We start from the raw sequence: 24,364 nt of genomic DNA on the forward strand, positions 1-24,364 counted from the left end.
CCGTGGACCGTCGTTCAGTGTTGTTGTGCGGGCTCGTCGCGGCTTTGAGTGCGTGTGGCGAGCCTGCGCCGCGCAAGACGGGCGGTGTCGGAACCGCCCGTGCGGGGGACCGGGTCACCCCCGCGTCGTCCGTGCCCGAGGGCAGCGGCGTGCTGGTGGACATGCCCGGCAACGCCCAGCTCCTCGTCGTGCAGCCCCGGCCGGGTGAGTACCGGGCGTTCAACCCCTCGTGCCCGCACGTGGGCTCCCTGGTGAACCCGCCCGCCGCTGGCGTGATCACCTGCCCGCTGCACGGGAGCACCTTCGACCCGGCCACCGGCGCCGTCCGCAGAGGACCCGCGACGTCCGGCCTGACCGAGGTCGCCATCACCCTGTCCGGTGATGACCTGCTGCTCGCCTGAGACCTGTGGAATTGCTGTGCATCCGGCCCGTCGCTGAACTTCCGCCGCCCGGATCGCGTACTGCTGTGGTGTGACCCCGAACACCACCCACCACGGAGGATCGGTCGTGACCACCGAAAGCCCAGTCAGCAGGCGGGCTGCCCTGTGCGGAATCGCGGTTGCCCTCGCCGTGCCCAGCGGCCTCGTGGCCTGCAGCTCACCCGGCACGTCGTCCGGCACCGCACCGACCCAGCAGGGGAGCGGCAACACCGGTTCCACCGGCTCCACCGGCTCCACCGGCTCGACCGGTGCGGCGGGAGGTGCGCTGGTCGCGCTGGCCGACGTGCCCGAGGGCGGCGGCGCCGTCGTGGACGCACCCGGCGGCAAGAAGATCGTCGTCGCCCGCATCTCGGCCACCGAGGTCAAGGCCTACGACGCCACCTGCCCGCACCAGGGCTCGATGGTCGCGGAACCGTCCGCCGGCACCATCACCTGCCCCTCCCACGGCAGCCAGTTCGCCGCCGCGGACGGCAAGGTCAAGAAGGGCCCCGCCACCTCCGGCCTGCGCGCCGTGCAGGTCCGCGTCGACGGCGACCAGGTGGTCCTGGCCTGACCCTTTCCACTTTTGTCAGACCCCGTCGTTAGGCTGGGTCACGTGGCAGATCCTTCGACGTACCGCCCTTCTCCGGGCTCGATCCCCGAGGCCCCCGGCGTCTACAGGTTCCGCGACGCCGGTGGCCGGGTCGTGTACGTCGGCAAGGCGAAGAGCTTGCGCAGCAGGCTGAACTCCTACTTCGCGGACCTGTCCGGGCTGCACCCGCGCACGCGGCAGATGGTGACCACGGCCGCGTCGGTCGAGTGGACCGTCGTGACCACCGAGGTCGAGGCGCTGCAGCTGGAGTACAACTGGATCAAGGAGTACGACCCCCGGTTCAACGTCCGGTACCGCGACGACAAGTCGTACCCGGTGCTGGCCGTCACGCTGTTCGAGGACTACCCGCGGCTGCACGTCTACCGCGGCCCGCGCAAGAAGGGCGTGCGCTACTTCGGCCCGTTCGCCCACGCGTGGGCGATCCGCGAGACGCTGGACCTGCTGCTGCGCGTGTTCCCCGCGCGCACCTGCTCGGCCGGTGTGTTCAAGCGCCACAACCAGATCGGCCGCCCGTGCCTGCTCGGGTACATCGACAAGTGCTCCGCGCCGTGCGTGGGCAAGGTGTCCGCGGACGAGCACCGCGACATCGTCGACGACTTCTGCGACTTCCTGGCCGGCAAGACCGACCACATGGTCCGCCGCCTCGAACGCGAGATGCTGCAGGCGTCGGAGGAGCTGGAGTTCGAGCGCGCGGCCCGGCTGCGCGACGACCTGGGAGCACTCCGCCGCGCGATGGAGAAGCAGGCCGTGGTCCTCGGCGACGGCACGGACGCCGACGTGATGGCGTTCGCGCAGGACGAGCTCGAGGTCTCCGTCCAGGTGTTCCACGTGCGCGGCGGCCGGGTCCGCGGCCAGCGCGGCTGGGTGCTCGACAAGGTCGAGGCCGTCGACGACGGCGCCATCGTCGACCAGTTCATCATGCAGTTCTACGGCGACAACACGGAGAGCACACCGCGCGAGGTCCTCGTGCCGGTGCTGCCCGACGACGCCCCCGCCCTGGAGGACCTGCTCTCCGAACAGCGCGGCTCCCGCGTCGCCCTGCGCGTCCCGCAACGCGGCGACAAACGCGCACTGCTGGAAACCGTGGCGCGCAACGCCTCCGAGGCGTTCGCCCAGCACAAGCTCCGCCGCGCCGGCGACCTCACCGCGCGCTCGGCCGCGTTGCAGGAGCTGCAGGACGCCCTGGCCCTCGACACCGCGCCGCTGCGCATCGAGTGCATCGACATCAGCCACGTCCAGGGCACCGACGTGGTCGCGTCGCTGGTGGTGTTCGAGGACGGCCTGGCCCGCAAGTCCGAGTACCGCCGCTTCGCCCTGCGCGAAGCCGCCACCGAGGGCGACGTCGCCTCCATCGCCGAGGTTGTCCGCCGCCGCTTCCAGGCCATGCTCCGCGAAACCGCCTCCGGCGGCCCCAACCCCGGCATCGACCCGGACACCGGCAAACCCCGCAAGTTCGCCTACCCGCCCAACCTCCTGGTCGTCGACGGCGCCGCCCCCCAAGCCGCCGCAGCCGCCGACGTCCTCGCCGAGCTCGGCATCACCGACGTGGCCGTGGTCGGCCTCGCCAAACGCCTGGAGGAGGTCTGGGTCCCCGGCGAACCCGACCCGGTGATCCTCCCGCGCACCAGCGACGCCCTCTACCTCCTCCAACGCATCCGCGACGAGGCCCACCGCTTCGCCATCGCCTACCACCGCCAAAAGCGCTCCAAGCGCATGATCGCCTCCGAGCTCGACAACGTCCCCGGCCTGGGCGAAACCCGCAAAGCCGCCCTGCTCCGCCACTTCGGCTCGGTCCGCAAACTCAAACAGGCCACAGTGGACGAAATCAGCGACCTCCCCGGCTTCGGCCGCCGCACCGCCGAGGCCGTGGTCGTGGCCCTGTCCGCCCCTTCCACCCCGGCGCCCCACCCCGACCCAGCCCCATGACCCCCGCTCCCACCGACCCACCCCAGCCACCCACACCGGCGGCTTGCTCACACACCCCGACCCCGTCGGGCGCTCCGGCTCCGTCAGCTGCTTCGGCTCCGCCGAGCACTCCGGTTCCGGAGCAGCCGCTCGCACCAGTTCAGCCGCCTGGTCCGGCTGCTGCACCCGCCGCGGCCCAGCCACCCGCCGACGCGGAGCCATCCACGCCGGTCGTGCCGTCCACCCCAGGTGCGCCGCGCACTCCAGCCGCGTCGCGCGCCTTGGCAGTGCCGCGCATCCCAGCCGCGTCACCTGCCCTGGCCGCGTCGCGCACCTCGGCGGTGCCGCGCATCCCGGCCGCGTCGTCGCCCGCCCTGGCCGGATCGCTGGCCCCAGCCACATCGCGCACCTCGGTCGTGCCACACACCTCGGCCGCGACGCCCGCCCCAGTCGTGCCGCGCACCCCAGCCGCATCGCCGGCCACAGCCACATCACGCACCTTGACCGGTCCGCACACCCTGGCCGCGTCGTCCGCCCCAACCGCGCCGCGCACCCCGGCCGAGTCACGTGTCCCGTCTCCGTCGCCCACGCCCTCACCGCGACTGCCGACACCCTCGCCCCCGCCACTCACCGCAGCGATGACCCGCGCCCTGACCGAAGCCGACTGGCTCTCCCCGTTGCCCGCCCAGGCCGCCGACCTCCTGATCACCCTGCAGGCCCCACCCCGGTTGATCGCCCACCTGCGCGCGGTGCACGACGTGGCCCGCCAACTGTCCGACTGGGTCGCCCAGCACCACCCCGAAGTGCCGTTCGACCGCGAGGCGGTCCTGTTCGGCGCCGCCACCCACGACATCGGCAAGGTCGAACACCCCGCAGAACTCTCCGCCCCGGGCTCCTCCCACGAGCCGGCGGGCCACGCCCTCCTCCTCCGCCACGGCGTGCCGGACCACCTGGCCCGCTTCGCCGGCACCCACGGCTCCTGGACCGCCCCCGGCACGACCTTCGAGGACCACCTGGTGAGCCTCGCCGACAAGGCCTGGAAGGCCAAACGCGTCGAAGACCTCGAACAACTGGTGACCACCCACCTCGCCACGGCCAGCGCCCGCGAGCCCTGGGACGTCTTCCTCGCCCTCGACGACGAGCTCGACCGCATCGCCTCCACCGCGGACGCCCGCCTGGCCTTCCAGTCGAGCCACCCCATCGCAGGCTGACCCCGATGCTCGCCACACACCCGCCCGTCACGCACACCCACCCATCACGGATACCGGCCGGCCACGCATACCCGCCCGCCATGCACACCGGTCCCCCACGTACACCCGGCTGGCCACGCATACCCGCCTGCCACGCATACCCGGCCAGCCATGCACACCCACCTGCCACGCGCACCGGCCTGCCATGCACACCGGCCCGCCACGTACGTCCGGCCGCCACGCACCCGCCCGCCGTTCCGGCTCAGCCACCGCTCTGGCTCAGCCGCCGCTCCGGCTCAGCCACCGGTCTGGCTCAGCCACCGTTGCTCCCGCCCAACTGCCACTGCTCCCGTTCGGCGGCCCACCACTCCGCCCCCCGCCCCCTTCCTTCTCGGCGCGGCGAAGACGACCATGGTGTTGAGACATCTGAAAGACGGCGCCAGGCGCAGATCCGGACAAGCTTCACCCGTCCGAGTGACGGCCACCGCAGTCGGGAGCACAACCAGCCCCGAAGCGCCCAACCAAGTGGGCCAAGCGCGCACCCTCACCGTGACGCGCGCGTCACCGTGGCCCGAACCTGCCGCGCGCGGAGGGCCTCGCAGTGGAGACTGCACCCGGCGCGCTGGAAGAACGGAAGGCGCGCCGAACCGGCAGACCTGTCCAGAACCGGCAGACCTGCCCGAACCGCAGAGCTGCCCACAACCGGCAGACCTGCCCCAACCGCAGAGCTGCCCACCAACCCCAGAACCGCCCAGAACTGCCCGAACCCCAGAACCGCCCACAGCACAGCCCACCGAGAAGCGGAAGCTGACGCTCCCGCTCATGAACAGGTAACGGAGTCGTAGTCGTGAACGCGGAGAAGTCCGGCATCGAAGTCGCCGTGGTGACCGGGCTGTCCGGTGCGGGTCGCAGCACCGCGGCCAAGTGCCTGGAGGACCTCGGCTGGTTCGTCGTGGACAACCTGCCCCCGGAGCTCATCGCCACGATGGTCGAGCTCGGCGCGCAGGCGCGAGGGGCGATCACCAGGGTCGCCGTCGTCATGGACGTGCGCAGTCGTGCGTTCACCGAGGACCTCGCGTCGATCATCAAGGACCTGGACGCGCGCGGGTACAAGCCCCGCGTCCTCTTCCTCGAAGCCACCGACGCCGTGCTGATCCGGCGGTTCGAGGCGGTGCGGCGCGGTCACCCGATGCAGGGGGACGGGCGGTTGCAGGACGGCATCGAGGCGGAGCGGGTCCTGCTCACGCCGCTCAAGCAGGAGGCCGACCTGGTGCTCGACACGTCAGCGCTCAGCGTCCACCAGCTGCGGGCCAAGATCGAGGACACGTTCGGCACGGAGGCCGCCACCCGGACGCGGGTCACGGTGCTGAGCTTCGGCTACAAGTACGGGCTGCCGATGGACGCCGACCTCGTCATGGACGTGCGGTTCCTGCCGAACCCCTTCTGGATCCCGGAGCTGCGCGAGCAGACGGGACTGGACGGCGAGGTGCGCAACTACGTGCTGTCGCAGGAGGGGGCCGAGGAATTTCTGGACCGGTACCACGAGTTGCTCAGGCTGGTCGGCGCCGGATACCGGCGTGAGGGCAAGCGGTACCTGACGCTCGCGATCGGGTGCACGGGTGGCAAGCACCGCAGTGTCGCCCTGTCCGAGGAGCTGTCGGCGCGGCTGGCGAGTGAGGACGGCATGGCGGTCAAGGTTGTGCACAGGGATCTGGGACGCGAGTGACGGAGTTGAAGGCAGTTGCTCTGGGCGGCGGGCGCGGGCTGCACGCGACGCTGTCGGCGTTGCGGCGGGTGACCGGGGACGTGACGGCCGTGGTGACCGTCGCGGACGACGGGGGCTCGTCGGGGCGGTTGCGGCGTGAGCTGTCCGACCTGCTGCCGCCCGGTGACCTGCGCAAGGCGCTGGCGGCGCTGGCGGGGGAGGACGAGCACAGCGTGCTGTGGACCTCGCTCTTCAAGCACCGCTTCGGTGGCACGGGTGCGCTGGCCGGTCACGCGATCGGCAACCTGGTGCTCGCCGGGCTGCTCGAACAGCTCGGCGACCCGGTGGCGGTGCTCGACGTGGCCGGGCGGCTGCTGGGCGTGCGGGGGCGGGTGCTGCCCATGTCGAACGACCCGCTCGACATCGAGGCCGACGTCACCGGGCTCGACGAGGACGAGACCGACGTGCGCCGGATCCGCGGGCAGGTCGCCATCGCCACCACGCCCGGACTGGTGCGGCGCATCCGGCTGACTGCCCCGAACGGGCGACCTGCCGGCTGCCCCCAGGCGGTGGAGGCTGTACTTGCCGCCGATCTCGTGCTACTCGGCCCGGGATCGTGGTTCACCAGCGTGTTGCCGCACCTGCTGGTCCCCGAGCTGCACGACGCGCTGGTGCGGACGCGTGCCAAGAAGGTCCTCGTGCTCAACCTCGTCCCCCAACCGGGCGAAACCGCCGGTTTCTCACCGGAGCGGCATCTGGACGTAGTCTGCGAGCACGCACCCGAGCTGAAGGTGGACGCGGTCATCGCCGACGTCGACTCGGTCCCGACGCCGGACCGGTTGACGCGAGCCGCCTCGGCACTGGGTGCGCGAACGCACCTGGCCAGGATCGCCGCACCGGACGCCGCCGACCGGCACGATCCGGAGGCACTGGCAGGCTGCCTGAGGCAAGTGGTCGAGGAGACCGGAGTGGGAGGGACAGACCCGTGGCGATGACGTCGGCGGTCAAGGACGAGCTGAGCAGGCTCGCGGTATCCAAGACCTGTTGCCGCCGCGCGGAGGTCTCGTCCCTGCTGCGGTTCGCCGGTGGCCTGCACATCGTGTCCGGCCGGGTGGTCGTCGAGGCCGAGCTCGACCTCGGCTCCGCGGCCCGCAGGCTCCTCAAGGAGATCCAGGCGCTCTACGGCCACCACGCCGAGGTGTTCACGATCCAGTCGAACGGCCTGCGCAAGGGCACCCGCTACGTCGTCCGCGTGGTCAAGGACGGCGAGGGCCTCGCCCGCCAGACCGGTCTGCTCGACCCGCGCGGCCGACCCGTGCGCGGCCTGCCGGCCCCCGTGGTGTCCGGTGGCGTGTGCGACGCCGAGGCGGCGTGGCGCGGCGCGTTCCTGGCGCACGGCTCGCTGACCGAACCAGGCCGCAGCTCCTCCCTGGAGATCACCTGCCCCGGACCGGAGGCGGCACTGGCCCTGGTCGGCGCGGCCCGCAGGATGGGCATCGCCTCCAAGCAGCGCGAGGTCCGCGGCGCCGAACGCGTGGTCATCCGCGACGGCGACGCCATCGGCGCCATGCTCACCCGCCTCGGCGCCCACGACAGCGTGCTGGCCTGGGAGGAACGCCGCATGCGCCGCGAGGTCCGCGCCACCGCCAACCGCCTGGCGAACTTCGACGACGCCAACCTGCGCCGCTCGGCCCGCGCCGCGGTCGCCGCGGCCGCACGGGTCGCCCGCGCGCTGGAGATCCTCGGCCCGGAGGCCCCCGACCACCTCGCCGCCGCGGGCCAGCTCCGGCTGGCGCACCGGCAGGCGTCGCTGGAGGAGCTCGGCCAGCTGTCCGAGCCGCAGATGACGAAGGACGCCGTCGCCGGCCGCATAAGGCGTCTGCTGGCGATGGCCGACAAGCGCGCGAAGGACCTGGGCCTGCCAGACACCGAGTCGGCGGTCACGGCGGAGATGCTGGAGGCCGAGGTCTGACCATGGGCCGAACGGCCTAGTCAGGGCCTGTTTTTCTGGCTCGATCCAGAGATACTCACTATCCCTGTGACCAGCGACGCAGTTCGGCAGATAGGGTGGGCTTGTTCCTAGCCAGCTGAACGCAAGGAGTCCGTCGTGACGGTTCGTGTAGGTGTCAACGGGTTCGGTCGCATCGGCCGAAACTTCTTCCGCGCGGTGCGTGCCGGCGGCCACGACATCGAGATCGTCGCGTTCAACGACCTCGGTGACGTCGCCACCATGGCCCACCTGCTGAAGTACGACAGCATCCTCGGTCGCCTGGACGCCGACGTGCAGGTCACCGACGAGGGCATCTCCGTCGACGGCAAGGTCATCAAGGCCCTCGCCGAGCGCGAGCCGGGCAAGCTGCCCTGGAAGGACCTCGGCGTCGACGTCGTGGTCGAGTCGACCGGCTTCTTCACCGACGCCACCAAGGCCCGCTCGCACGTCGACGAGGGTGGCGCCAAGAAGGTCATCATCTCCGCGCCGGCCAAGAACGAGGACCTGACGGTCGTCATCGGCGCGAACGAGGAGAAGCTCGACGGGTCGCAGACGATCATCTCGAACGCGTCCTGCACCACGAACTGCCTCGCGCCGCTCGCCAAGGTCCTCAACGACAGCTTCGGCATCGAGCAGGGCCTGATGACCACGATCCACGCGTACACGCAGGACCAGAACCTGCAGGACGCGCCGCACAAGGACCTGCGCCGCGCCCGCGCCGCCGCGCTGAACATCGTGCCGACCTCCACGGGTGCCGCGAAGGCCATCGGCCTGGTGCTGCCGGAGCTGCAGGGCAAGCTCGACGGCTACGCGCTGCGCGTGCCGATCCCCACCGGCTCGGCCACCGACCTGACCGTCACGCTCAAGCGCGAGGTCACCGTCGACGAGGTCAACGCCGCGTACAAGGCCGCCGCCGAGGGCCCCCTGGCCGGCATCCTCAAGTACTCGACGGACCCGATCGTGTCGGCCGACATCGTCACCGACCCGCACTCGTGCATCTACGACGCGCCGCTGACCAAGGTCATCGGCAACCAGGTCAAGGTCGTCGGCTGGTACGACAACGAGTGGGGCTACTCCAACCGCCTCGCGGACCTGGTCAAGCTCGTCGCCTCCAAGATCTGAGCAGCGGGAACGGACAGTCAGTGAAGACTCTCAGCGACCTGCTCGCGGAGGGTGTCGCAGGTCGGCGCGTGCTCGTGCGCGCCGACCTGAACGTCCCCCTCGACGGCGACAAGATCACCGACGACGGCCGCGTCCGCGCGTCGGTGCCGACGATCAAGGCACTGGCCGGTGCCGGTGCCCGCGTGGTCGTCACCGCCCACCTCGGCCGCCCCAAGGGCGAGCCGGACCCCAAGTTCTCCCTGGCACCGGCCGCCGCTCGCCTCGGTGAGCTGCTCGGCACCGAGGTGGTGCTCGCGGAGGACCTGGTCGGCCCGTCCGCGACCGCCGCGGTCGGCGCGCTGACCGACGGTGGCGTCGTGATGCTGGAGAACGTCCGCTTCGACGCCCGCGAGACCTCGAAGGACGACGCGGAGCGCGCGGCACTGGCCGACGAGCTCGCCGCGTTCGCCGACGCGTTCGTGTCCGACGGCTTCGGTGTCGTGCACCGCAAGCAGGCCTCGGTCTACGACGTCGCGCAGAAGCTCCCCGCCTACGTCGGCGGTCTCGTCGAGGCCGAGCTGGGTGTGCTCAAGAAGCTCACCGACGACCTGGAGCGCCCGTACGTCGTGGTGCTCGGCGGCGCGAAGGTCTCCGACAAGCTCGGCGTCATCGCGAACCTGCTGAGCAAGGTCGACCGGCTGCTCATCGGCGGCGGCATGGCGTACACGTTCCTCAAGGCCCAGGGCCACGAGGTCGGCACGTCGCTGCTGCAGGAAGACCAGCTCGACCAGGTCAAGGGCTTCCTCGCCGAGGCGGAGAAGCGCGGCGTCGAGCTCGTGCTGCCGGTCGACGTGCTGGTCACCGCCGAGTTCGGCAGCACGGAGCACGACGTCGTCGGCACCGACTCGATCCCCGCCGACCGGATGGGCCTCGACATCGGCCCGAAGTCGCGCGAGCTGTTCGCGTCGAAGCTCGCCGACGCCAAGACCGTGTTCTGGAACGGCCCGATGGGCGTCTTCGAGATCGAGACCTACGCCGGCGGTACCCGTGCCGTGGCCGAGGCGCTCGTGGCCTCCGGCGCGTTCACCGTCGTCGGCGGTGGCGACTCCGCGGCGGCCGTCCGCGCACTGGGTCTGCCCGAGGACGGGTTCTCGCACATCTCCACCGGTGGTGGTGCGTCCCTGGAGTTCCTCGAAGGCAAGGAACTCCCCGGCATCAGCGTCCTGGAGGACTGAGGTGGCAGCGCGCACCCCGCTCATCGCGGGCAACTGGAAGATGAACCTGAACCACCTCGAAGCGATCGGCCTCGTGCAGAAGATCGCCTTTGCCCTGCCGGAGAAGTACTTCGCCAAGGTCGAGGTGGCCGTCCTCCCGCCGTTCGTCGACATCCGCAGCATCCAGACGCTGGTCGACGGCGACAAGCTGCTGCTCAAGTACGGCGCGCAGGACATCTCGCAGCACGACTCCGGCGCCTACACCGGCGAGGTGTCGGGCCTGATGCTCAAGAAGCTCGGCTGCCACTACGTCGTGGTCGGGCACTCCGAGCGCCGCGAGTACCACGGCGAGACCGACGCACTGGTCAACGCCAAGATCGCCGCCGCCCTCAAGCACGAGGTCACGCCGATCTTCTGCTTCGGCGAGAAGCTCGACGTCCGCGAGGCGAAGGGCCACCTGGAGCTCGTCCGCCGGCAGCTGGAGGCCGGTCTCAAGGGCTTCACCGCCGAGCAGGTCGCGAAGATCGTGTTCGCCTACGAACCGGTCTGGGCGATCGGCACCGGCAAGACCGCGTCCTCGGCCGACGCGCAGGAGGTGTGCTCGCTGGTCCGCTCGTTCGTGGCGGAGTCCTACGGCGAGGAGACCGCCGCGGTCGTCCGCGTGCTCTACGGCGGCTCGGTGAAGTCGTCCAACATCGGTGAGCTCATCGGGCAGAAGGACGTCGACGGCGCCCTGGTCGGCGGCGCGAGCCTCCAGGCCGACGAGTTCACCAAGCTCTGCGCTCTGGCTGCCGGCGGGCCTCTACCCTAGGTTGATCTGGACAAACCCTTAATCCCACTGGTTGCACACGTTCGGCAGTCGAACAGGTACTCTATGGCGTCGGCTGCCTGACAGCGAGGAAGAAATGATCCTGTTCCTGCAGATCCTGTTGATCGTCTCCAGCGTGCTGCTGGTGCTGCTCGTGCTTCTGCACCGCGGCCGTGGTGGCGGCCTTTCTTCGCTGTTCGGCGGCGGTATGCAGTCGAGTCTGTCCGGTTCCTCCGTTGTCGAGAAGAACCTCGACCGCCTGACGCTGTTCGTCGGCGCGGTCTGGATCATCGCGATCGTGGGCATCGGACTGCTGATCAAGCTGCCCGGCGCGGGCAGCTGATCAACCGTTCAGCGGCAGAAGCCCTCCGGGGCTTGGGGTAACCACTTGGTGGGGGTGTAACGGTCGATGTCCGGTGGTAACGCGATTCGCGGTACCCGCGTCGGCGCAGGACCGATGGGTGAGTCGGAGCGCGGCGAGTCCGCGCCCCGCCGTCGGGTGTCGTACTGGTGCGCGAACGGTCACGAGTCCCGGCCGTCTTTCGCGGTCGACGCGGAGATTCCGGAGAACTGGGACTGCCCGCGCTGCGGCCTGCCGGCAGGTCGTGACGAGCAGACGCCACCCGCGCCTCCGCGCAACGAGCCGTACAAGACGCACCTCGCGTACGTGAAGGAGCGGCGCTCCGACGCGGACGGTGAGGCGATCCTCGAAGAGGCTCTCGCCAAGCTGCGCCGTCAGCGCGAGGAGCCGTAGGGCTCACGGAGTTCCCGATCAACGCGAAAGGCCCCCTCATCTGCGGAGAGGGGGCCTTTCGCGTGTTCAGGCACTACCTGGGGGTGCCGGAGGGTCACCGCCGCAGGCCGGAGAACTGGCGGCGCAGCATCGCGGCACCGACCAGCAGGAAGAACACCAGCACCACGAGCGTGCTGCTGCTCCCACCGGACGAGCTGGACAGCGTCACGTCGACGTTGCCGACGAGCGTGATGCCGCACTCGGCGCGCACCTTGTGCCGGCCGGGTTCGATGTTCGTGAACCGCACCGGCGCGGTGAAGCCGCCGTTGTCGTCGGCGGTGGCCTTGCCGACGTCCTGGCCGAGCGACTTCAGCGTCACGCCGGCGCCCTTCGGACAGCCGGTGCCGGTCGCGGTCAGGTCCTCACCGGGCTGGATGTTCTCCTTGTCCAGCACCAGGACGCCGTCACCGGAGGAGCCGAACGGGTCGGTGGACGACGACGTGCCCGACGACGACGGTGCGGTGGTCGTCGTCGTGGTGGTGGTCGTCGTGACCGGGGGAGTGGTCGTGGTGGTCGTGGTGACCGGCGGGCGTGTGACGGGCGGGTCGGTGGCCGGCGGGTTCGTCACCGGGGGGATGGTGACCGGCGGCTGCGTCGTCGTCGTGGCCGGCCGCGGGGTGACGACGAAGGTGTTGCGGGCCATCCGGTTGCACTCGTCGGTCGCGGTGAAGACGTACTGACCGGCCTTGGCGCCGGCCGGGATGGTCGCGGTGACCGAACCGTTAGCCACCCACGGCGCGGTGGCCAGTACGCTTCCGCCCGGCCAGTTGATGCGCATCGTGCCCTTGCACCTGTAGAAGCCCGTCCAGGTGAAGGTCGCGCTCGACCCCGCGGGTCCGGTGCCGGGGTTCGCGGACACGGTCAGCTGCTGCTGGGCGGCTGCCGGTGTGGCGACCAGCACCGTAACACCGGCCGTCAAGGCCGCGAGTAAGACTGAAGACCGCATTCCCTCTCCCCGGATCAGAACCGAAGGTGCGCTAGTGAGACGTCGTACGACCGGTGCAGGTTTACTGCTGTGGTGCGGAATTATGCTGCTGCCGTCAACCGCGTCCGCACAGGGCGGGTCGGTGACGCTCGAAGCCACAGTGGACAGCACCCCGGTGGGCGCGACGGTCATGGTGCTCGACCCGGACCGCACCGCCAGGGTCTCGGTCACGGTCCGCAACGACACGGACACGGTGCAGCACGTGAAGACGGTGCGGATCAGCGGGTCCGCGCTGGCGCTGACCTTCTTCGCCTACGACACAACGGTTCCGTTCGACGTGCCGGCGGGGGAGACCGAGACGCGGTCGTTCCCGCTGGAGCCCGCTGACCTGGGGGCGCAGGCCATCGGGTTGCTGCCGGTCTCGGTCGAGGTGATCGGCCCGCAGCGCGAGGTGCTCGCCTCGATCGACGCCACCGGTGACATCCGGGGCTCGCTGTGGTCGGTCTACGGCGCGTTCGGGCTGGGCGTGCTGGCGCTGACGGCGTTGTCGTGGCTGGGCGCGCTGATCGCGCTGGCGCGGCGGCGGCTGCCCGCGAACCGGTGGCAGCGGGCGATGCGGTTCCTGCCGGCCGGCATCGGGACCGGGCTGATCGCGGTGTTCACGCTGTCGGTGCTGCGCCTCGTGGCGCCGTCACCCTCCGCCGAGATCCCGTTCGTCGTCGGCGCGGCCGCGGTGGCACTGCTCCTCGGCTACGTGACGCCGCATCCGGGCGAACAGCAACAGCAACAGCAACTGTCCGAAGTGGATACCGTGAGGATCCCGAGACTGTGAGGACTGCCCGGTGACATTGTCCAGTGTGGTCGCCGCGCTCCCGCAGTACGCCGTCGGCGAGCAGATCGGCGAGGGCGGGATGGGCGTCGTGTACGGCGGCGTGCACCGGCAGCTCGGCCGTCCCGTGGCGATCAAGCGGTTGCCGGCCGCGGTCGCGGAGGACCCGCGGATGAGCGAGCGGTTCGAGCACGAGGCACGGCTGCTCGCCCGGCTCGACCACCCGCACATCGTGCCCGTGTACGACTACGTCCGGCAGCACGGCGAGCACCTGCTCGTCATGGAACGCCTCGACGGCGGCACGGTCTGGTCCCGGTTCGCCTCCGCCGGTCTCACCGCCCAGCAGTCCTGCGGCATCGTGCTGGCGGCGCTCTCCGGGCTGCACGCCGCGCACGAGGCCGGGGTGCTGCACCTCGACGTGAAGCCGAAGAACCTGCTGTTCACCTCGAACGGCCTGGTCAAGGTCGCGGACTTCGGCATCTCGCAGGTGGTGTCCGAGGGCGCCACGCTCGTCACGCACGCCGGCGCGGTGCTCGGCACACCCGCCTACATCGCGCCGGAGCAGGCGCTGGGCAACGCGCTCACACCCGCCGCGGACGTCTACGCCACGGGCACGGTGCTGTACGAGCTGCTGAGCGGCGACCTGCCGTTCGAGCGCGGCGGCGGAGCGCTCGCCATGATCCAGAAGCGGGTCCACCAGGACCCGCGGCCGTTGACGAACGTCCCCGGTCCGCTGGCCGGCGTGGTCATGCGCAGCCTGGCCCGCGACCCGTCGGCCCGCTACCGCAACGCGGAGACGTTCGCCGTGGACCTCGCCGGTGCGGCGGGCCACCTGTTCGGGCCGGACTGGTTGATGCACCTCGGCATGCCCGTGCACCTGGCGCCGCAGGTGTCCGCCGCGCGGCCGTCCGCGCGGCCCACCCAGCCGCGCGACACGATCTCGATCACCCAGCAGCCGGTCCGCGCCACGCTCACCGACCCGGTGCCCGCCGCCCGGCTGAGCGGCAGCGGCACCCTGGTGCCCGCCGCGCAGGTGATCACGCCGGCGGCCCGTCCGTGGTGGCTGTGGCTGGTGGCCGCGGCTGCGTTGATCGCGCTGGTGGCGGTGCCGTTCGCGGTGTCCGGGCGGGACCTGCCGTCGTACCCGGCGAACCTGTCCGAGCCGGTGGCGGTCGAGGGGCAGCGGCTGACGGTGTCGCTGGCCGGTCTCCCGCTCGCGGACGTGGTGCGCGGGCAGGAGGGGTTCGAGCTGCCCGGTGCGGCGCGGTGGGTCGTCGGCGGCGCGGTCACGGCGGCGGTGGACGGACGCGAGTTCCTGCTTGTGTCGAACCAGACGCCGTGGCTGAGCATCATGGGCACGGGGTCCGCGCTGCTGCTGCTGTTCACGCTGGCGTACCTGGAGTCGAACCTGCGGGCGTTGCGGCGCCGGCAGACCGGGGTGGGCGCGGTGATCGCGTCGGTGCCCCTCGGGTTCGGCCTGGGGCTCGCGGTGTGGCTGCTCGTGTCGGTGCTGCTGGACAGGGAACCGGTGCTGCCGATCGCGATCACCTGCGGCGTGCTGGGCGCGGCAGCCGGCCTCTCCGCGGCGCTGGCCTCCAAGCGCTGACCGCACTCGAACAGTTCCGCGATCTCCCGCGCCTGCCTCTCAAGGCGTCTGCAAGTACTACCACCTCAACATCAAACGGCTAGTTGTCGGCGGCGGTGCGCTGGGTCGGGAACGACGCCGTCACGAGGTAGCCGCCCTCCTCGGTGGGGCCCGCGGAGAACTCGCCGCCGAGCAGCGTGGCGCGCTCCCGCAGGCCGACCAGGCCGTGACCGCCGCTGGGCAGCGACTGGCCGGGCTCGGGTGACGCCGCGTTGCGCACCTCCACGCGCACGGCCTCGTCGCCCGCGTCCACCACCACCTGCGCCGTGGCACCGGGTGCGTGCTTGCGGACGTTGGTCAGCGCCTCCTGCACGGTCCGGTAGACCGCGCCGGACACCGGGGCCGCCACGTCGTTCACCGGCCCGTTGACCTGCAGCTCCACCTCGAAACCGGCGTCGGCGGCGAGCTCGGGCAGCTCACCGACACCGGGCTGGGTCACGTCGTCACCGTCGGCGGTGCGCAGCACGGACACGAGCTGGCGCAGCTCGTCCAGGGTCCTGGTCGACAACGTGCGGATCGTCGCGGCCACCTGCTTGTGCTCGGCGTTCGCCACGGCCATCCGCAGCGCGCCCGCCTGCATGGCGATCAAGCTGACCTGGTGCGACACGACGTCGTGCATCTCACGGGCCAAGCGCGCGCGTTCGTCGGCACGGACGGCGTGCGCATTCAGGACCCGTTCGCGTTCACGGGACTCGGCGAGCTCGGCGATGCGGTCGGCGAGCTGCTGGCGGGCGTGGGCGAGCAGGGCCAGCGCGATCGGCAGGCCCGCGATCATCACGCCGCGGATCGCCGAGTGCAGGTGGGCGTACCAGGGAAACTTGAGGAAGTCCTCCGGCGGCCACAGCGCCGAGCGGCTGAGCCACACCAGCACGCCCGCGGCCAGCGTCTGCCAGCCCCACACGTACCGGCGCGCGACCGCGTACAGGGCGATCATCGCGGCCATCTGCGCCCAGCCGAAGAAGAAACCGGGGATGGTCAGCAGCGCCACCACGAACGGGAACCGGCGGCGCAGCAGCAGCACTGCGGCCGCGATCCAGGACAGCCACAGCGAGTAGGCCGGCGGGTGCTCGTCGGCCAGCCACGACATGCCGAGCCACACGTCGAGCACCCCGACGAGCACGAGCCCCAGGTCGGCCGCGACCTGCCGGACGCCACCGGTCAGCGGCCAGAGCGACCCGGCCCCGGTCGCCGTCGACCGCCGGGCCGGAAGCAGCGTCGTGGTCAGGATCCGACCTCCCCTGTGAGCGGTGCGATCCTCACCGTACTGCGCGTATGCGGCGGTTGGCATGGCTGCCCCTTCACCCCGACCTGCTCCGTCACGAGTTAAGGACGGCCCCGCTCGCGGATCGGTACGCCGCTGTCCCCACTAATGTGCTACCGCACACGCACGGGGCGTGTGCGGCAGCTCCGGGGGAGGTCAGCCGCCTGCGGGCAGCGCTTCCACGAGAACCGGCGTGGCGGCGGCAACCGCGTTGAGCACGGGACACCTTTCCGGCGCAGCTCGCGAGGCGGACCGGCGGCGAATTGTCAGAAAATCGTCAGGTTCAGTCGCAGCGCTTCCACGAGAACTGGAACAACGTGCGCACCTCGCCCCGCGAGTAGTCCATCGTCATGAAACTGTTCGCATTCGGGTCGGCGGAACCTTTGTCGACGCGCAACGAGCTGTTGACGTTGAGATTGCGCTTCTCACCGCACGGCGCGTAGACGATGTCCGCGAACTCGGTGCGGTGGGTGACCCGCCAGTTGTCGTCGACCGGCCCGGTGAACGAGTGCTTCTTCAGGTTGCCGGCCGACTGGCCCTGGAAGTAGTAGTTCACCCACTGGTGGCCCGTCGCGCCCCGTTCGAGGTGCGCGAAACCGCCGTAGGTGGCTTCCGCGATGCCGTAGGTGAAGCCCTGCGGAATGTTGATCTGCAGGTTGAGCTGGCAGTTCTTCCTGAAGTCGGTGGCGCCCGCGCCCTTGCCCGCCTGGGCCAGGTAGTCGCTGTAGAGCACCCAGAACGACGTGTTGTCCGGCGCCACGACCACGTCCGCGGTGCCCTGTTCGCACCCGGACCCGTTGATCGTGACCACGTCGATCGTCACCCGCTCCGCAGGAGTCACAGCGGCTTGCGCGGGCGTGGACGACAATGTGAACAGCACGGCCAGACAGGCTGCTGCCGTCGCTTTGCGCATGGAGGTCGCCTTTCCTGGAGCCTCTTTCTCAGCGTGGAGCGGCAGCGGTGCACGGAGGCTAGCGCAGAAACACATCCGACGATGTAGCCCGAACGGCCGTGGTCACACCGGTGGGGCAGCAGGTGGACAATTCTCGGTGATAGTCGCGCACCTGGTGCTGAGGACACGAATGGTTTCCGGCATAATGACGCGCATGCAGCAAGCCGGTCTGGTGCTCGTGGTCGAGGACGAGGACCCCGTGCGGAGGTACACCGTCAGCCTGCTCGAGGAGCTGGGCTACCGCGTCCTGCAGGCGGCGGACGGCGCGGAGGCGATCGCGGTCCTGCGCGCGCGCCACGCGGAGATCAGCGCGATGCTGCTCGACCACAGCATGCCCGGCCTGTCCGGCGGCGAGGTGCTGGCCGAGCTGGAGCGCGAGGGGCTGTCCGTGCCCGTCGTGCTGACCAGCGGCCACGACCGCACGGTCCTGGAACACCGGTTCGCGGGCCACGCCGTGGCGGGCTACCTGCAGAAACCGTTCCGGATCGAAGCGCTCGACGAGACCGTGCGGCTCGCGGTCGCCCAGCGCGCTCAGACGTCCTGATCGAGGACCTGGCGGACCGCCTCCAGCAGCTCCGACTCCACGTACGGCTTGCTGATCAGCACCTCGGAGGTCATCGGCTCGTCGGTGGTGTAGCCGGACATGTAGATCACGGCCGGCGCCGCCCCCGCTGACCGCAGCAGCGCCACGAGCTCCGGTCCGCCCATCTTCGGCATGACGACGTCGGTGAGCACCAGGTCGATCGTGCTGCGGTGCTCGGTCGCGAGCTGCAGCGCCTCCTGGCCGTCACCCGCTTCGACCACCACGTACCCGGCGGCCTCCAGCGAACGGCGGGTCATGGCCCGCACCTGGGCGTCGTCCTCCACCAGCAGCACCGTGCCCGCGCCCAGCTGGGTGGTGACACGACGCGTGAACGGCGCCGTGGGCGTGCCCTCTCTCTCGTGCGGCACCGGTAGGTACACCTCGATGGTCGTGCCTTTGCCGGGGGCGCTGATGACCTCGATCTGGCCGCCGCTCTGCTGCACGATGCCGAACACCGTGGACAGTCCCAGCCCGGTGCCCTTGCCGACCGGTTTCGTCGTGAAGTACGGCTCGAACACCTGCGCCAGCACGGACTTGTCCATGCCCGCACCGGTGTCGCGCACCCGCATCACCACGTACGCGCCCGGCCGCACGCCCACGATCCGGCCGGTGTCACCGGGCCCGAGCGTGGCGTCGCCGATCTGCACGGTCAGCGTGCCGCCCTGGGGCATCGCGTCGCGCGAGTTCACCGCGAGGTTGAACAGGATCTGCTCGATCTGGCCCGCGTCCGCCCACACCCGCGAGACGCCGCCGGGCAGGTCGAGCTCCAGCTCGATCCCCTCGCCCACGAGCGTGCGCAGCATCGAGCCGACCTTCGTGAGGTTCTCCCTGAGGTCGAGCGACTCGGGGTGCAGCACCTGCTGGCGGGTGAACGCGAGCAGCTGCCGGGTCAGGTTCGCCGCCCGCTCACCGGCGTGGCGGATGTCCTCGATCGCCGCGCGCCGCGGGTCGTCGGGCAGGGTGCGCCGCAGCAGCATCTCGCTGTTGCCGTTCACCACGGTCAGGATGTTGTTGAAGTCGTGCGCGATGCCACCGGTCAACCGGCCGATGGCCTCCATCTTCTGCGCGTGCCGCAGCTGCGCCTCGGTCTCGCCGACGCGTTCCTCGAGCCGGGCGCGCGCGTCCTTCAGCTCCTGCATCAGCCGGATGCCGCGCAGGGCGCTGCTGAGCTGCTGCTGCACGGCCTCGTAGATCCAGCCCTGCTCCGGGCCCTCCTCGAAGATCACGTACCCGAGCTGCTCGTCGTCGGCGTGGAGCGGGGCGACCAGCGCGCTGAACGGCTCATCGCGGCGGAACGGGTACGGCGTCAGCGCGATGGCGGGGAACGGCCTGGCCGGAGCGGTCCGCACCGCGCCCCGCTCGTAGCGGACGAGCACACGGGCGATGCCGGGCGCCTCGTACGCCATGACGTGGCAACCGGGGATGCCCAGCCGCGGCAGCTCCTCGACCAGCGCGTCGGTGAGCTCGCTGACCGTCCTCGACGCGATGAGCCGTTGCCCGGCTTCGCGCACCGTCTGGTCGTGGCGCTCGTGCGACAGGTACGCGAACTTCGCGTCTGTGCGGAACGCGTCGCCCACCAGCAGCTGCACGCGCAACCACAGCTCCTGGAACACGGCGGCGTCGGTGACCCGCGCGGTGACGAACCGGTAGAGGTCGAACAGCGGCGCCCACCAGCTCTCCGGCGAACACCCGGCGCGCGCGCTCGCCCGGATGTACTCGGCGAGCAGCTTGAGGAACTCCGCCCCCTCGACCTCCCCGCGTCCGGCGGCCATCAGCTCGACGACGAGCTGTTCGGCCCAGCCCTCCGGCAGCGCCTCCGCCGACGGGCCGAGCGAGGACCGCAGGTGCCCGGCCACGGTGTGCGCGCTCGCCGACTCGGCGAGGTTCAGCCGGCCGTGCGCGGGCGCGTGCTCGCCCAGCCCGGTGGGCAGGCAGCCGCACGACCGGCGCACCACCAGCTCGGTGCGCATCGTCTGCACCGGCGGCGTCGGCCGCTTGCGCGCCAGCGCCAGCGCCAGCTCCGCCGCCCGGACCCCCATCTGGTGGAAGGGGGCGCGGACCGTGGTGAACGCGGGCATCGCCGCGTCGATGTCGACCTTGCGGTGCACCCGGACCTGGTGACCGGAACCGGACGTCGTGGCGTACCCGAGGTCGTGGGTGCGGACGTTGGTGTGGTTGTCGTAGCCGACGACCGCGATGTCCTCCGGGATGCGGAACCCCAGGGCCTCCAGCGCGGACACGACACCGATCGCGTAGTCGTCGTTGGCGGCGGCGACCGCGTCCGGCGGCCGGTCCACCGACGCGAGCACGGCGCGCACCGCGTCCGCAGCGGTGCTCGGCTCCCAGACGAACGAACCGGGCACCGTCACCAGCCGCGGGTCGAGCGGAATCCCGTGCTTGCGCAACGAGTCCGCGTACCCCTGGTACCGCTCCTGCGCCCCGGCGTGCGACCGCGGCCCGCGCACGAACGCGATGCGCCTGCGGCCGTGCACCTCGATGAGGTGGTCGACGGCCTGTTCCATGCCTTTGCGGTTGTCCATCAAGATGGCCGGCCACTGCGCGAGGGAGGTCTCCACACTCACGATCGGCGTCGGTGCGTACCGCTTCACGTACTCCTGCATGCCCTCGGAGCCGATGAGCTGCCCCACGCGCGTGGTCCACACGACGAGCGCGTCGACCCGGTCCGGTGACACGAGCTCGTACACGGAGTTGGCCTGGCGCTTGTGCGGGTCCGGGTGGCCGAGCTCGGTGCCCACGAAGCACACCAGGTCGCACCCGAGCCGCTGCGCACCCTCGCTGACACCGCGCCACTGCTCGCCCGCGAGCTCGATCAGCGGGCCAGCGGTGATCATCCCGATGGTGGGCCGCCGCTCCGCACTGCCGTTCGCCACAAAACCCCCGCTGCCTCAACGCGATTCGAGATGATACGCGCAGCCGGGGGAATGCCCGGACTGTTGCGAGGGGGAACTCTTCGGTGGATTTGGCCGTACTGCACGGAGTTCACGGTCTGGCGGCCTGATCTGCCCCACGCGCTGTACGACCGTGTTCCCCCGACGAAAAAGGCCCCCGGTGCGAACCGGGGGCCCTCGTCATGCCAGCGGGGGTGTGAACAAGGCGGGCACCTTCGAGGCCGCCGCCGTGTCCAGCAGCCACAGCGTGCGGCGGCGTCCGGTGGCACCGGCGGCCGGCAGCTGCACCTCGCCCGCACCGGTCAGGCTCATCGCGACCGCGGCGGCCTTGGCCTCCCCGGTGGTCATCAGCCAGACCTCCTGCGAGTTCCGCACGGCCCCCAGCGTCAGCGACACGCGGGTCGGCGGCGGCTTGGGGCAGTTGCGGACGGCCACGACCGACCGCTCCTCCTCGTACACCGCAGGGGAAGCGGGGAAGACCGACGCCACGTGGCCCTCCTCGCCGACACCCAGCATGCAGACGTCGAACGACGGCACGTCGCCGTGGTCCTCCGGGCGGGCCAGCGAGGCCAGCACCGCCGCGTACGCCTCGGCGGCGGCCTCCGGGTCGTCGCCGAACTCGCCGTCGGAGGGCGCCATGACGTGCACGCGCGCCGGGTCGACCGGCACGTGGTCGAGCAGGGCCGCGCGGGCCTGCGTCTCGTTGCGCTCCGGGTGACCGGACGGCAGGAAGCGCTCGTCGCCCCAGAACAGGTCCACGCGGGACCAGTCCACGGCGTCACGGGCGCCGTTGCGGTTGAGGTGCTCCAGGACCGCGGTGCCGGTGCGGCCGCCGGTGAGCACGACCGACGCGGAGCCGCGGGCGGCCTGAGCGTCGACCACGCGGGTCACCAGGCGGGCCGCCGCGGCGGCGGCCAGGAGGTCGCCGTCGCGGTGGACCACTACTTGCGGAGTGCTCACGAACCCGCCTTCGCCTTGGGCTTCTTCGCGGCCGCCTTGCCGTTGGGCGCGGGCAGGTCCGCTGCGGCCTCCGGTTCACCGGCCGCCGCCGCGGCCGCGGCCGACTCGGGCTTCGCCGCCGGCGTGCGGCCCCGGGAGATCTTCGACAGCGACTTCAGCGCCGCCGCGTAGACCTCGTCCGGGTCGAGCCTGCGCAGCTCCTCCGCCAGGCAGTCGCGCACCGAACGCCGCTGCAGCGCCACCCGCCGCGACGGCTGGCCGGGCTGGGTCAGCGTGCCCACCTTGCCGTCCGGGCGGTGCAGGTCGACGTGACCGGACGCCCGGTTCAGCGTGACCTGGACGATGCCCTCGCCCGAGGTCGCCTTGAAGCGCTTCGCGGGCACCTTCAGCCGGTCGGTCAGCCACGCGGCCAGCAGGTCGGTGGACGGCGAGTCGGCCTCACCGGTCACCTCGGCGTCGACGACCTTCTCGTACGGCGGCAGGTCGAGCGACGAGGCGAGCATGGCGCGCCACAACGTGAGCCGCGTCCACGCCAGGTCCGTGTCGCCGGGCGCGTAGTGCGCCCGCCGGGTCTCCAGGGCCTTGATCGGGTTCTTCTCGGCGGCGGCGTCGGTGATGCGCCGCTGCGCGAGCTGGCCGATCGGGTCCTTCGACGGCGAGATCGGCGCGTCGAACGGCCACCACGCCACGACCGGGGTGTCCGGCAGCAGCAGCGGCATCACGCAGGACGCGCCCTCCTTGGCCAGCTCGCCGTACAGGCGCAGCACCACGACCTCGGACGCGCCCGCGTCACCGCCGACGCGGATCTGGGCGTCCAGCCGGGGAGCCGCCTGCCGGGCACCGCGCGCCACGACGATCACGCGACAGGGGTGCTCGCGCGAGGCGTCGTTCGCCGCGTCGATCGCGGCGTCGGTGCGCTGGCCGTCCTCGGTCACGATGACCAGGGTCAGCACGCGGCCCAGCGTCGTCGCACCGCCCTCGTCGCGCAGCCGGACGAGCCGGGAGTTGATCTGCGAGGTGGTGGTCGAGGGAAGGTCGATGATCACGGACGCCTCCAGTGCCTTCCGGTCCTGGCGGTCATCGCGTCCGCCGACGGCGGTCCCCAGGTGCCGGCCTTGTACTTCTCGAGAGCCGGTTCGTCCTTGCGGGCCCAGAACTCGAGGATCGGGTCGAGGATCTCCCAGGAGAGCTCGACCTCGTCGTTCTTCGGGAACAGCGACGGCTCGCCGAGCAGCACGTCGAGCAGCAGCCGCTCGTAGGCCTCCGGCGACGACTCGGTGAACGAGTGGCCGTAGCCGAAGTCCATCGTGACGTCGCGGACCTCCATCGTGTTGCCCGGCACCTTCGAGCCGAACCGGATGGTCACGCCCTCGTCCGGCTGCACCCGCACGACGAGCGCGTTCTGGCCGAGCTCCTCGGTCGCGGTGTCGTCGAACGGCAGGTGCGGCGCCCGCTTGAACACGACGGCCACCTCGGTGACGCGGCGGCCCAGGCGCTTGCCGGTGCGCAGGTAGAACGGCACCCCGGCCCACCGGCGGGTGTTGACCTCGCAGGTGATCGCGCCGAACGTCTCGGTCTTCGACTCGGGCGAGAAACCGCCCTCCTCCAGCAGGCCGGGCACCTTCTGGCCGCCCTGCCAGCCACCGGTGTACTGGCCGCGCGCGGTGGTCTCCTCGAACGGCTCCGCCGGACGCGTCGCCGAGAGGATCTTCACCTTCTCCGCCCGCAGGTCCGACGGCTTGAAGGAGACGGGCTCCTCCATCGCGATCAGCGCGAGCAGCTGCAGCAGGTGGTTCTGGATGACGTCACGCGTGGCGCCGATGCCGTCGTAGTACCCGGCGCGGCCACCGAGACCGATGTCCTCGGCCATGGTGATCTGCACGTGGTCGACGTAGTTCGAGTTCCAGATGGGTTCGTACAGCTGGTTCGCGAACCGCAGCGCCAGGATGTTCTGCACGGTCTCCTTGCCGAGGTAGTGGTCGATGCGGAACACCGACTCCTCGGGGAAGACCTCGTTGACCGTGCGGTTGAGCTCCTTGGCCGAGGCCAGGTCGTGGCCGAACGGCTTCTCGATGACGACGCGGCGCCACTGGTCGTTCTGCGCCTGCGCCAGACCCGCGCGCTTGAGCTGGTTGATCACCGTCGGGAACGCGCCCGGCGGGATCGACAGGTAGAACGCGTGGTTGCCGCCCGTGCCGCGCTCGGTGTCGAGCGCCGCGAGGCAGGAGGCCAGGTTGTCGAACGCCTCGTTGTCGTCGAACGTGCCCTGCACGAACCGGATGCCCTCGGCGAGCTGCTGCCACACGGCCTCGTTGAACGGCGTGCGCGCGTGCTCCTTCACCGCGTCGTGGACGACCTTCATGAAGTCCTGGTCGGCCCAGTCGCGGCGGGCGAAGCCGACGAGACCGAAGCCCGGCGGCAGCAGACCCCGGTTCGCGAGGTCGTAGATCGCGGGCATGAGCTTCTTGCGCGACAGGTCACCGGTGACACCGAAGATGACCAGCGCGCTCGGCCCCGCGATGCGCGGCATGCGCTTGTCGCGCGCGTCCCGCAGCGGGTTGC

At 71.1% G+C, this 24,364-nt stretch carries 23 protein-coding genes; 15 read left to right on the forward strand and 8 right to left on the reverse strand.

Annotated features, from left to right (window positions below; translation table 11 throughout):
• Positions 1 to 2: 2 nt before the first annotated feature.
• The 3 genes from ACZ7CF_RS28975 (at position 3) to uvrC (ending at position 2,958) form a co-directional block, all read left to right on the forward strand.
• Positions 3 to 401 (forward strand): Rieske (2Fe-2S) protein, encoded by a 399-nt coding sequence (locus ACZ7CF_RS28975; RefSeq protein WP_360400155.1) that lies wholly within the window; start codon positions 3 to 5, stop codon positions 399 to 401.
• 106 nt (positions 402 to 507) lie between these two features.
• A complete protein-coding gene (locus ACZ7CF_RS28980; protein WP_360400158.1) occupies positions 508 to 993 on the forward strand; it encodes a Rieske (2Fe-2S) protein in 486 nt (161 codons plus the stop codon).
• 42 nt (positions 994 to 1,035) lie between these two features.
• Entirely contained in the window at positions 1,036 to 2,958 is a 1,923-nt protein-coding gene (uvrC, locus tag ACZ7CF_RS28985; protein WP_360400161.1) for an excinuclease ABC subunit UvrC, read from the forward strand.
• A gap of 139 nt (positions 2,959 to 3,097) precedes the next feature.
• On the opposite strand, the gene ACZ7CF_RS28990 is transcribed toward uvrC, so the two are convergent.
• Entirely contained in the window at positions 3,098 to 3,526 is a 429-nt protein-coding gene (locus tag ACZ7CF_RS28990; protein ID WP_470371035.1) for a hypothetical protein, read from the reverse strand.
• 49 nt (positions 3,527 to 3,575) lie between these two features.
• On the opposite strand from ACZ7CF_RS28990, the gene ACZ7CF_RS28995 reads away from it, so the two are divergent.
• The 9 genes from ACZ7CF_RS28995 to ACZ7CF_RS29035 all read left to right on the forward strand — a co-directional run bounded on the left by ACZ7CF_RS28995 (position 3,576) and on the right by ACZ7CF_RS29035 (position 11,699).
• Positions 3,576 to 4,148, forward strand: a complete 573-nt coding sequence (locus tag ACZ7CF_RS28995; RefSeq protein ID WP_470371036.1) for an HD domain-containing protein — start codon at positions 3,576 to 3,578, stop codon at positions 4,146 to 4,148.
• A gap of 847 nt (positions 4,149 to 4,995) precedes the next feature.
• Positions 4,996 to 5,853, forward strand: coding sequence for an RNase adapter RapZ (gene rapZ, locus ACZ7CF_RS29000; protein WP_053738354.1), 858 nt, complete (start codon positions 4,996 to 4,998; stop codon positions 5,851 to 5,853).
• Positions 5,854 to 5,858: 5 nt separating this feature from the next.
• Complete coding sequence (locus ACZ7CF_RS29005) at positions 5,859 to 6,827, forward strand: gluconeogenesis factor YvcK family protein (protein ID WP_458434354.1); 969 nt, start codon at positions 5,859 to 5,861, stop codon at positions 6,825 to 6,827.
• Complete coding sequence (gene whiA, locus ACZ7CF_RS29010; protein ID WP_360400170.1) at positions 6,818 to 7,804, forward strand: DNA-binding protein WhiA; 987 nt, start codon at positions 6,818 to 6,820, stop codon at positions 7,802 to 7,804. The genes ACZ7CF_RS29005 and whiA overlap by 10 nt, the downstream gene beginning before the upstream one ends.
• 135 nt (positions 7,805 to 7,939) lie before the next feature.
• Entirely contained in the window at positions 7,940 to 8,944 is a 1,005-nt protein-coding gene (gene gap / locus ACZ7CF_RS29015) for a type I glyceraldehyde-3-phosphate dehydrogenase (RefSeq protein ID WP_053738345.1), read from the forward strand.
• Between the two features lie 20 nt (positions 8,945 to 8,964).
• Complete coding sequence (locus tag ACZ7CF_RS29020) at positions 8,965 to 10,158, forward strand: phosphoglycerate kinase (RefSeq protein ID WP_470371037.1); 1,194 nt, start codon at positions 8,965 to 8,967, stop codon at positions 10,156 to 10,158.
• Between the two features lies 1 nt (position 10,159).
• Positions 10,160 to 10,948: a triose-phosphate isomerase gene (tpiA, locus tag ACZ7CF_RS29025; protein ID WP_360400177.1), complete on the forward strand. Its 789-nt coding sequence runs from the start codon at positions 10,160 to 10,162 to the stop codon at positions 10,946 to 10,948.
• A 94-nt stretch (positions 10,949 to 11,042) separates the two neighbouring features.
• Entirely contained in the window at positions 11,043 to 11,288 is a 246-nt protein-coding gene (gene secG / locus ACZ7CF_RS29030) for a preprotein translocase subunit SecG (protein WP_030470276.1), read from the forward strand.
• A gap of 66 nt (positions 11,289 to 11,354) precedes the next feature.
• Positions 11,355 to 11,699, forward strand: a complete 345-nt coding sequence (locus ACZ7CF_RS29035) for an RNA polymerase-binding protein RbpA (RefSeq protein WP_053738343.1) — start codon at positions 11,355 to 11,357, stop codon at positions 11,697 to 11,699.
• Positions 11,700 to 11,793: 94 nt separating this feature from the next.
• Here ACZ7CF_RS29035 and ACZ7CF_RS29040 read toward each other — a convergent pair whose 3' ends face one another.
• Positions 11,794 to 12,657 carry a hypothetical protein gene (locus tag ACZ7CF_RS29040; protein WP_470371038.1) on the reverse strand — a complete coding sequence of 288 codons (864 nt, stop codon included), beginning with the start codon at positions 12,655 to 12,657 and terminating at the stop codon, positions 11,794 to 11,796.
• A 109-nt stretch (positions 12,658 to 12,766) separates the two neighbouring features.
• Between ACZ7CF_RS29040 and ACZ7CF_RS29045 the strand changes: the two genes are divergently transcribed.
• A complete protein-coding gene (locus ACZ7CF_RS29045) occupies positions 12,767 to 13,495 on the forward strand; it encodes a hypothetical protein (protein ID WP_360400184.1) in 729 nt (242 codons plus the stop codon).
• A gap of 10 nt (positions 13,496 to 13,505) precedes the next feature.
• Positions 13,506 to 15,098, forward strand: coding sequence for a serine/threonine-protein kinase (locus tag ACZ7CF_RS29050; RefSeq protein WP_470371039.1), 1,593 nt, complete (start codon positions 13,506 to 13,508; stop codon positions 15,096 to 15,098).
• Between the two features lie 79 nt (positions 15,099 to 15,177).
• Here the strand turns inward: ACZ7CF_RS29050 and ACZ7CF_RS29055 are convergent, their stop codons facing one another.
• Together ACZ7CF_RS29055 and ACZ7CF_RS29060 are read right to left on the reverse strand one after the other, a co-directional pair.
• Positions 15,178 to 16,425, reverse strand: a complete 1,248-nt coding sequence (locus ACZ7CF_RS29055; protein ID WP_360400190.1) for a sensor histidine kinase — start codon at positions 16,423 to 16,425, stop codon at positions 15,178 to 15,180.
• A gap of 256 nt (positions 16,426 to 16,681) precedes the next feature.
• Entirely contained in the window at positions 16,682 to 17,278 is a 597-nt protein-coding gene (locus ACZ7CF_RS29060; protein ID WP_470371040.1) for a DUF4360 domain-containing protein, read from the reverse strand.
• Between the two features lie 226 nt (positions 17,279 to 17,504).
• Here ACZ7CF_RS29060 and ACZ7CF_RS29065 point away from each other — a divergent pair, with 226 nt between their 5' ends.
• A complete protein-coding gene (locus ACZ7CF_RS29065) occupies positions 17,505 to 17,894 on the forward strand; it encodes a response regulator (RefSeq protein ID WP_360400196.1) in 390 nt (129 codons plus the stop codon).
• On the opposite strand, the gene ACZ7CF_RS29070 is transcribed toward ACZ7CF_RS29065, so the two are convergent.
• From ACZ7CF_RS29070 to zwf, 4 genes are all read right to left on the reverse strand, one after another.
• The gene (locus tag ACZ7CF_RS29070; RefSeq protein ID WP_470371041.1) at positions 17,882 to 20,785 is read right to left on the reverse strand and encodes a substrate-binding domain-containing protein; all 2,904 of its coding nucleotides are present in this window, start codon (positions 20,783 to 20,785) and stop codon (positions 17,882 to 17,884) included. The two genes, ACZ7CF_RS29065 and ACZ7CF_RS29070, sit on opposite strands and share 13 nt — an antisense overlap.
• 237 nt (positions 20,786 to 21,022) lie before the next feature.
• Positions 21,023 to 21,802 carry a 6-phosphogluconolactonase gene (gene pgl, locus ACZ7CF_RS29075; RefSeq protein WP_470371042.1) on the reverse strand — a complete coding sequence of 260 codons (780 nt, stop codon included), beginning with the start codon at positions 21,800 to 21,802 and terminating at the stop codon, positions 21,023 to 21,025.
• Positions 21,799 to 22,848: a glucose-6-phosphate dehydrogenase assembly protein OpcA gene (gene opcA / locus ACZ7CF_RS29080; RefSeq protein ID WP_360400205.1), complete on the reverse strand. Its 1,050-nt coding sequence runs from the start codon at positions 22,846 to 22,848 to the stop codon at positions 21,799 to 21,801. Before opcA ends, pgl begins: the two co-directional genes overlap by 4 nt.
• Positions 22,845 to 24,332: a glucose-6-phosphate dehydrogenase gene (gene zwf, locus ACZ7CF_RS29085; RefSeq protein ID WP_360400332.1), complete on the reverse strand. Its 1,488-nt coding sequence runs from the start codon at positions 24,330 to 24,332 to the stop codon at positions 22,845 to 22,847. The genes opcA and zwf overlap by 4 nt, the downstream gene beginning before the upstream one ends.
• Positions 24,333 to 24,364: the final 32 nt, after the last annotated feature.

Source organism: Lentzea sp. NPDC036955 (assembly GCF_055608005.1).

Excerpts from the sequence above, each read along its gene's own strand:
- ACZ7CF_RS29065 (WP_360400196.1), top strand. The coding sequence starts at position 17,505 with ATGCAGCAAGCCGGTCTGGTGCTCGTGGTCGAGGACGAGGACCCCGTG.
- ACZ7CF_RS29045 (WP_360400184.1), top strand. The coding sequence starts at position 12,767 with ATGCTGCTGCCGTCAACCGCGTCCGCACAGGGCGGGTCGGTGACGCTC.
- ACZ7CF_RS29035 (WP_053738343.1), top strand. The coding sequence starts at position 11,355 with ATGTCCGGTGGTAACGCGATTCGCGGTACCCGCGTCGGCGCAGGACCG.
- ACZ7CF_RS29055 (WP_360400190.1), bottom strand. The coding sequence starts at position 16,425 with ATGCCAACCGCCGCATACGCGCAGTACGGTGAGGATCGCACCGCTCAC.
- secG (WP_030470276.1), top strand. The coding sequence starts at position 11,043 with ATGATCCTGTTCCTGCAGATCCTGTTGATCGTCTCCAGCGTGCTGCTG.
- ACZ7CF_RS28995 (WP_470371036.1), top strand. The coding sequence starts at position 3,576 with ATGACCCGCGCCCTGACCGAAGCCGACTGGCTCTCCCCGTTGCCCGCC.
- ACZ7CF_RS29070 (WP_470371041.1), bottom strand. The coding sequence starts at position 20,785 with ATGATCACCGCTGGCCCGCTGATCGAGCTCGCGGGCGAGCAGTGGCGC.
- zwf (WP_360400332.1), bottom strand. The coding sequence starts at position 24,332 with ATGCCGCGCATCGCGGGGCCGAGCGCGCTGGTCATCTTCGGTGTCACC.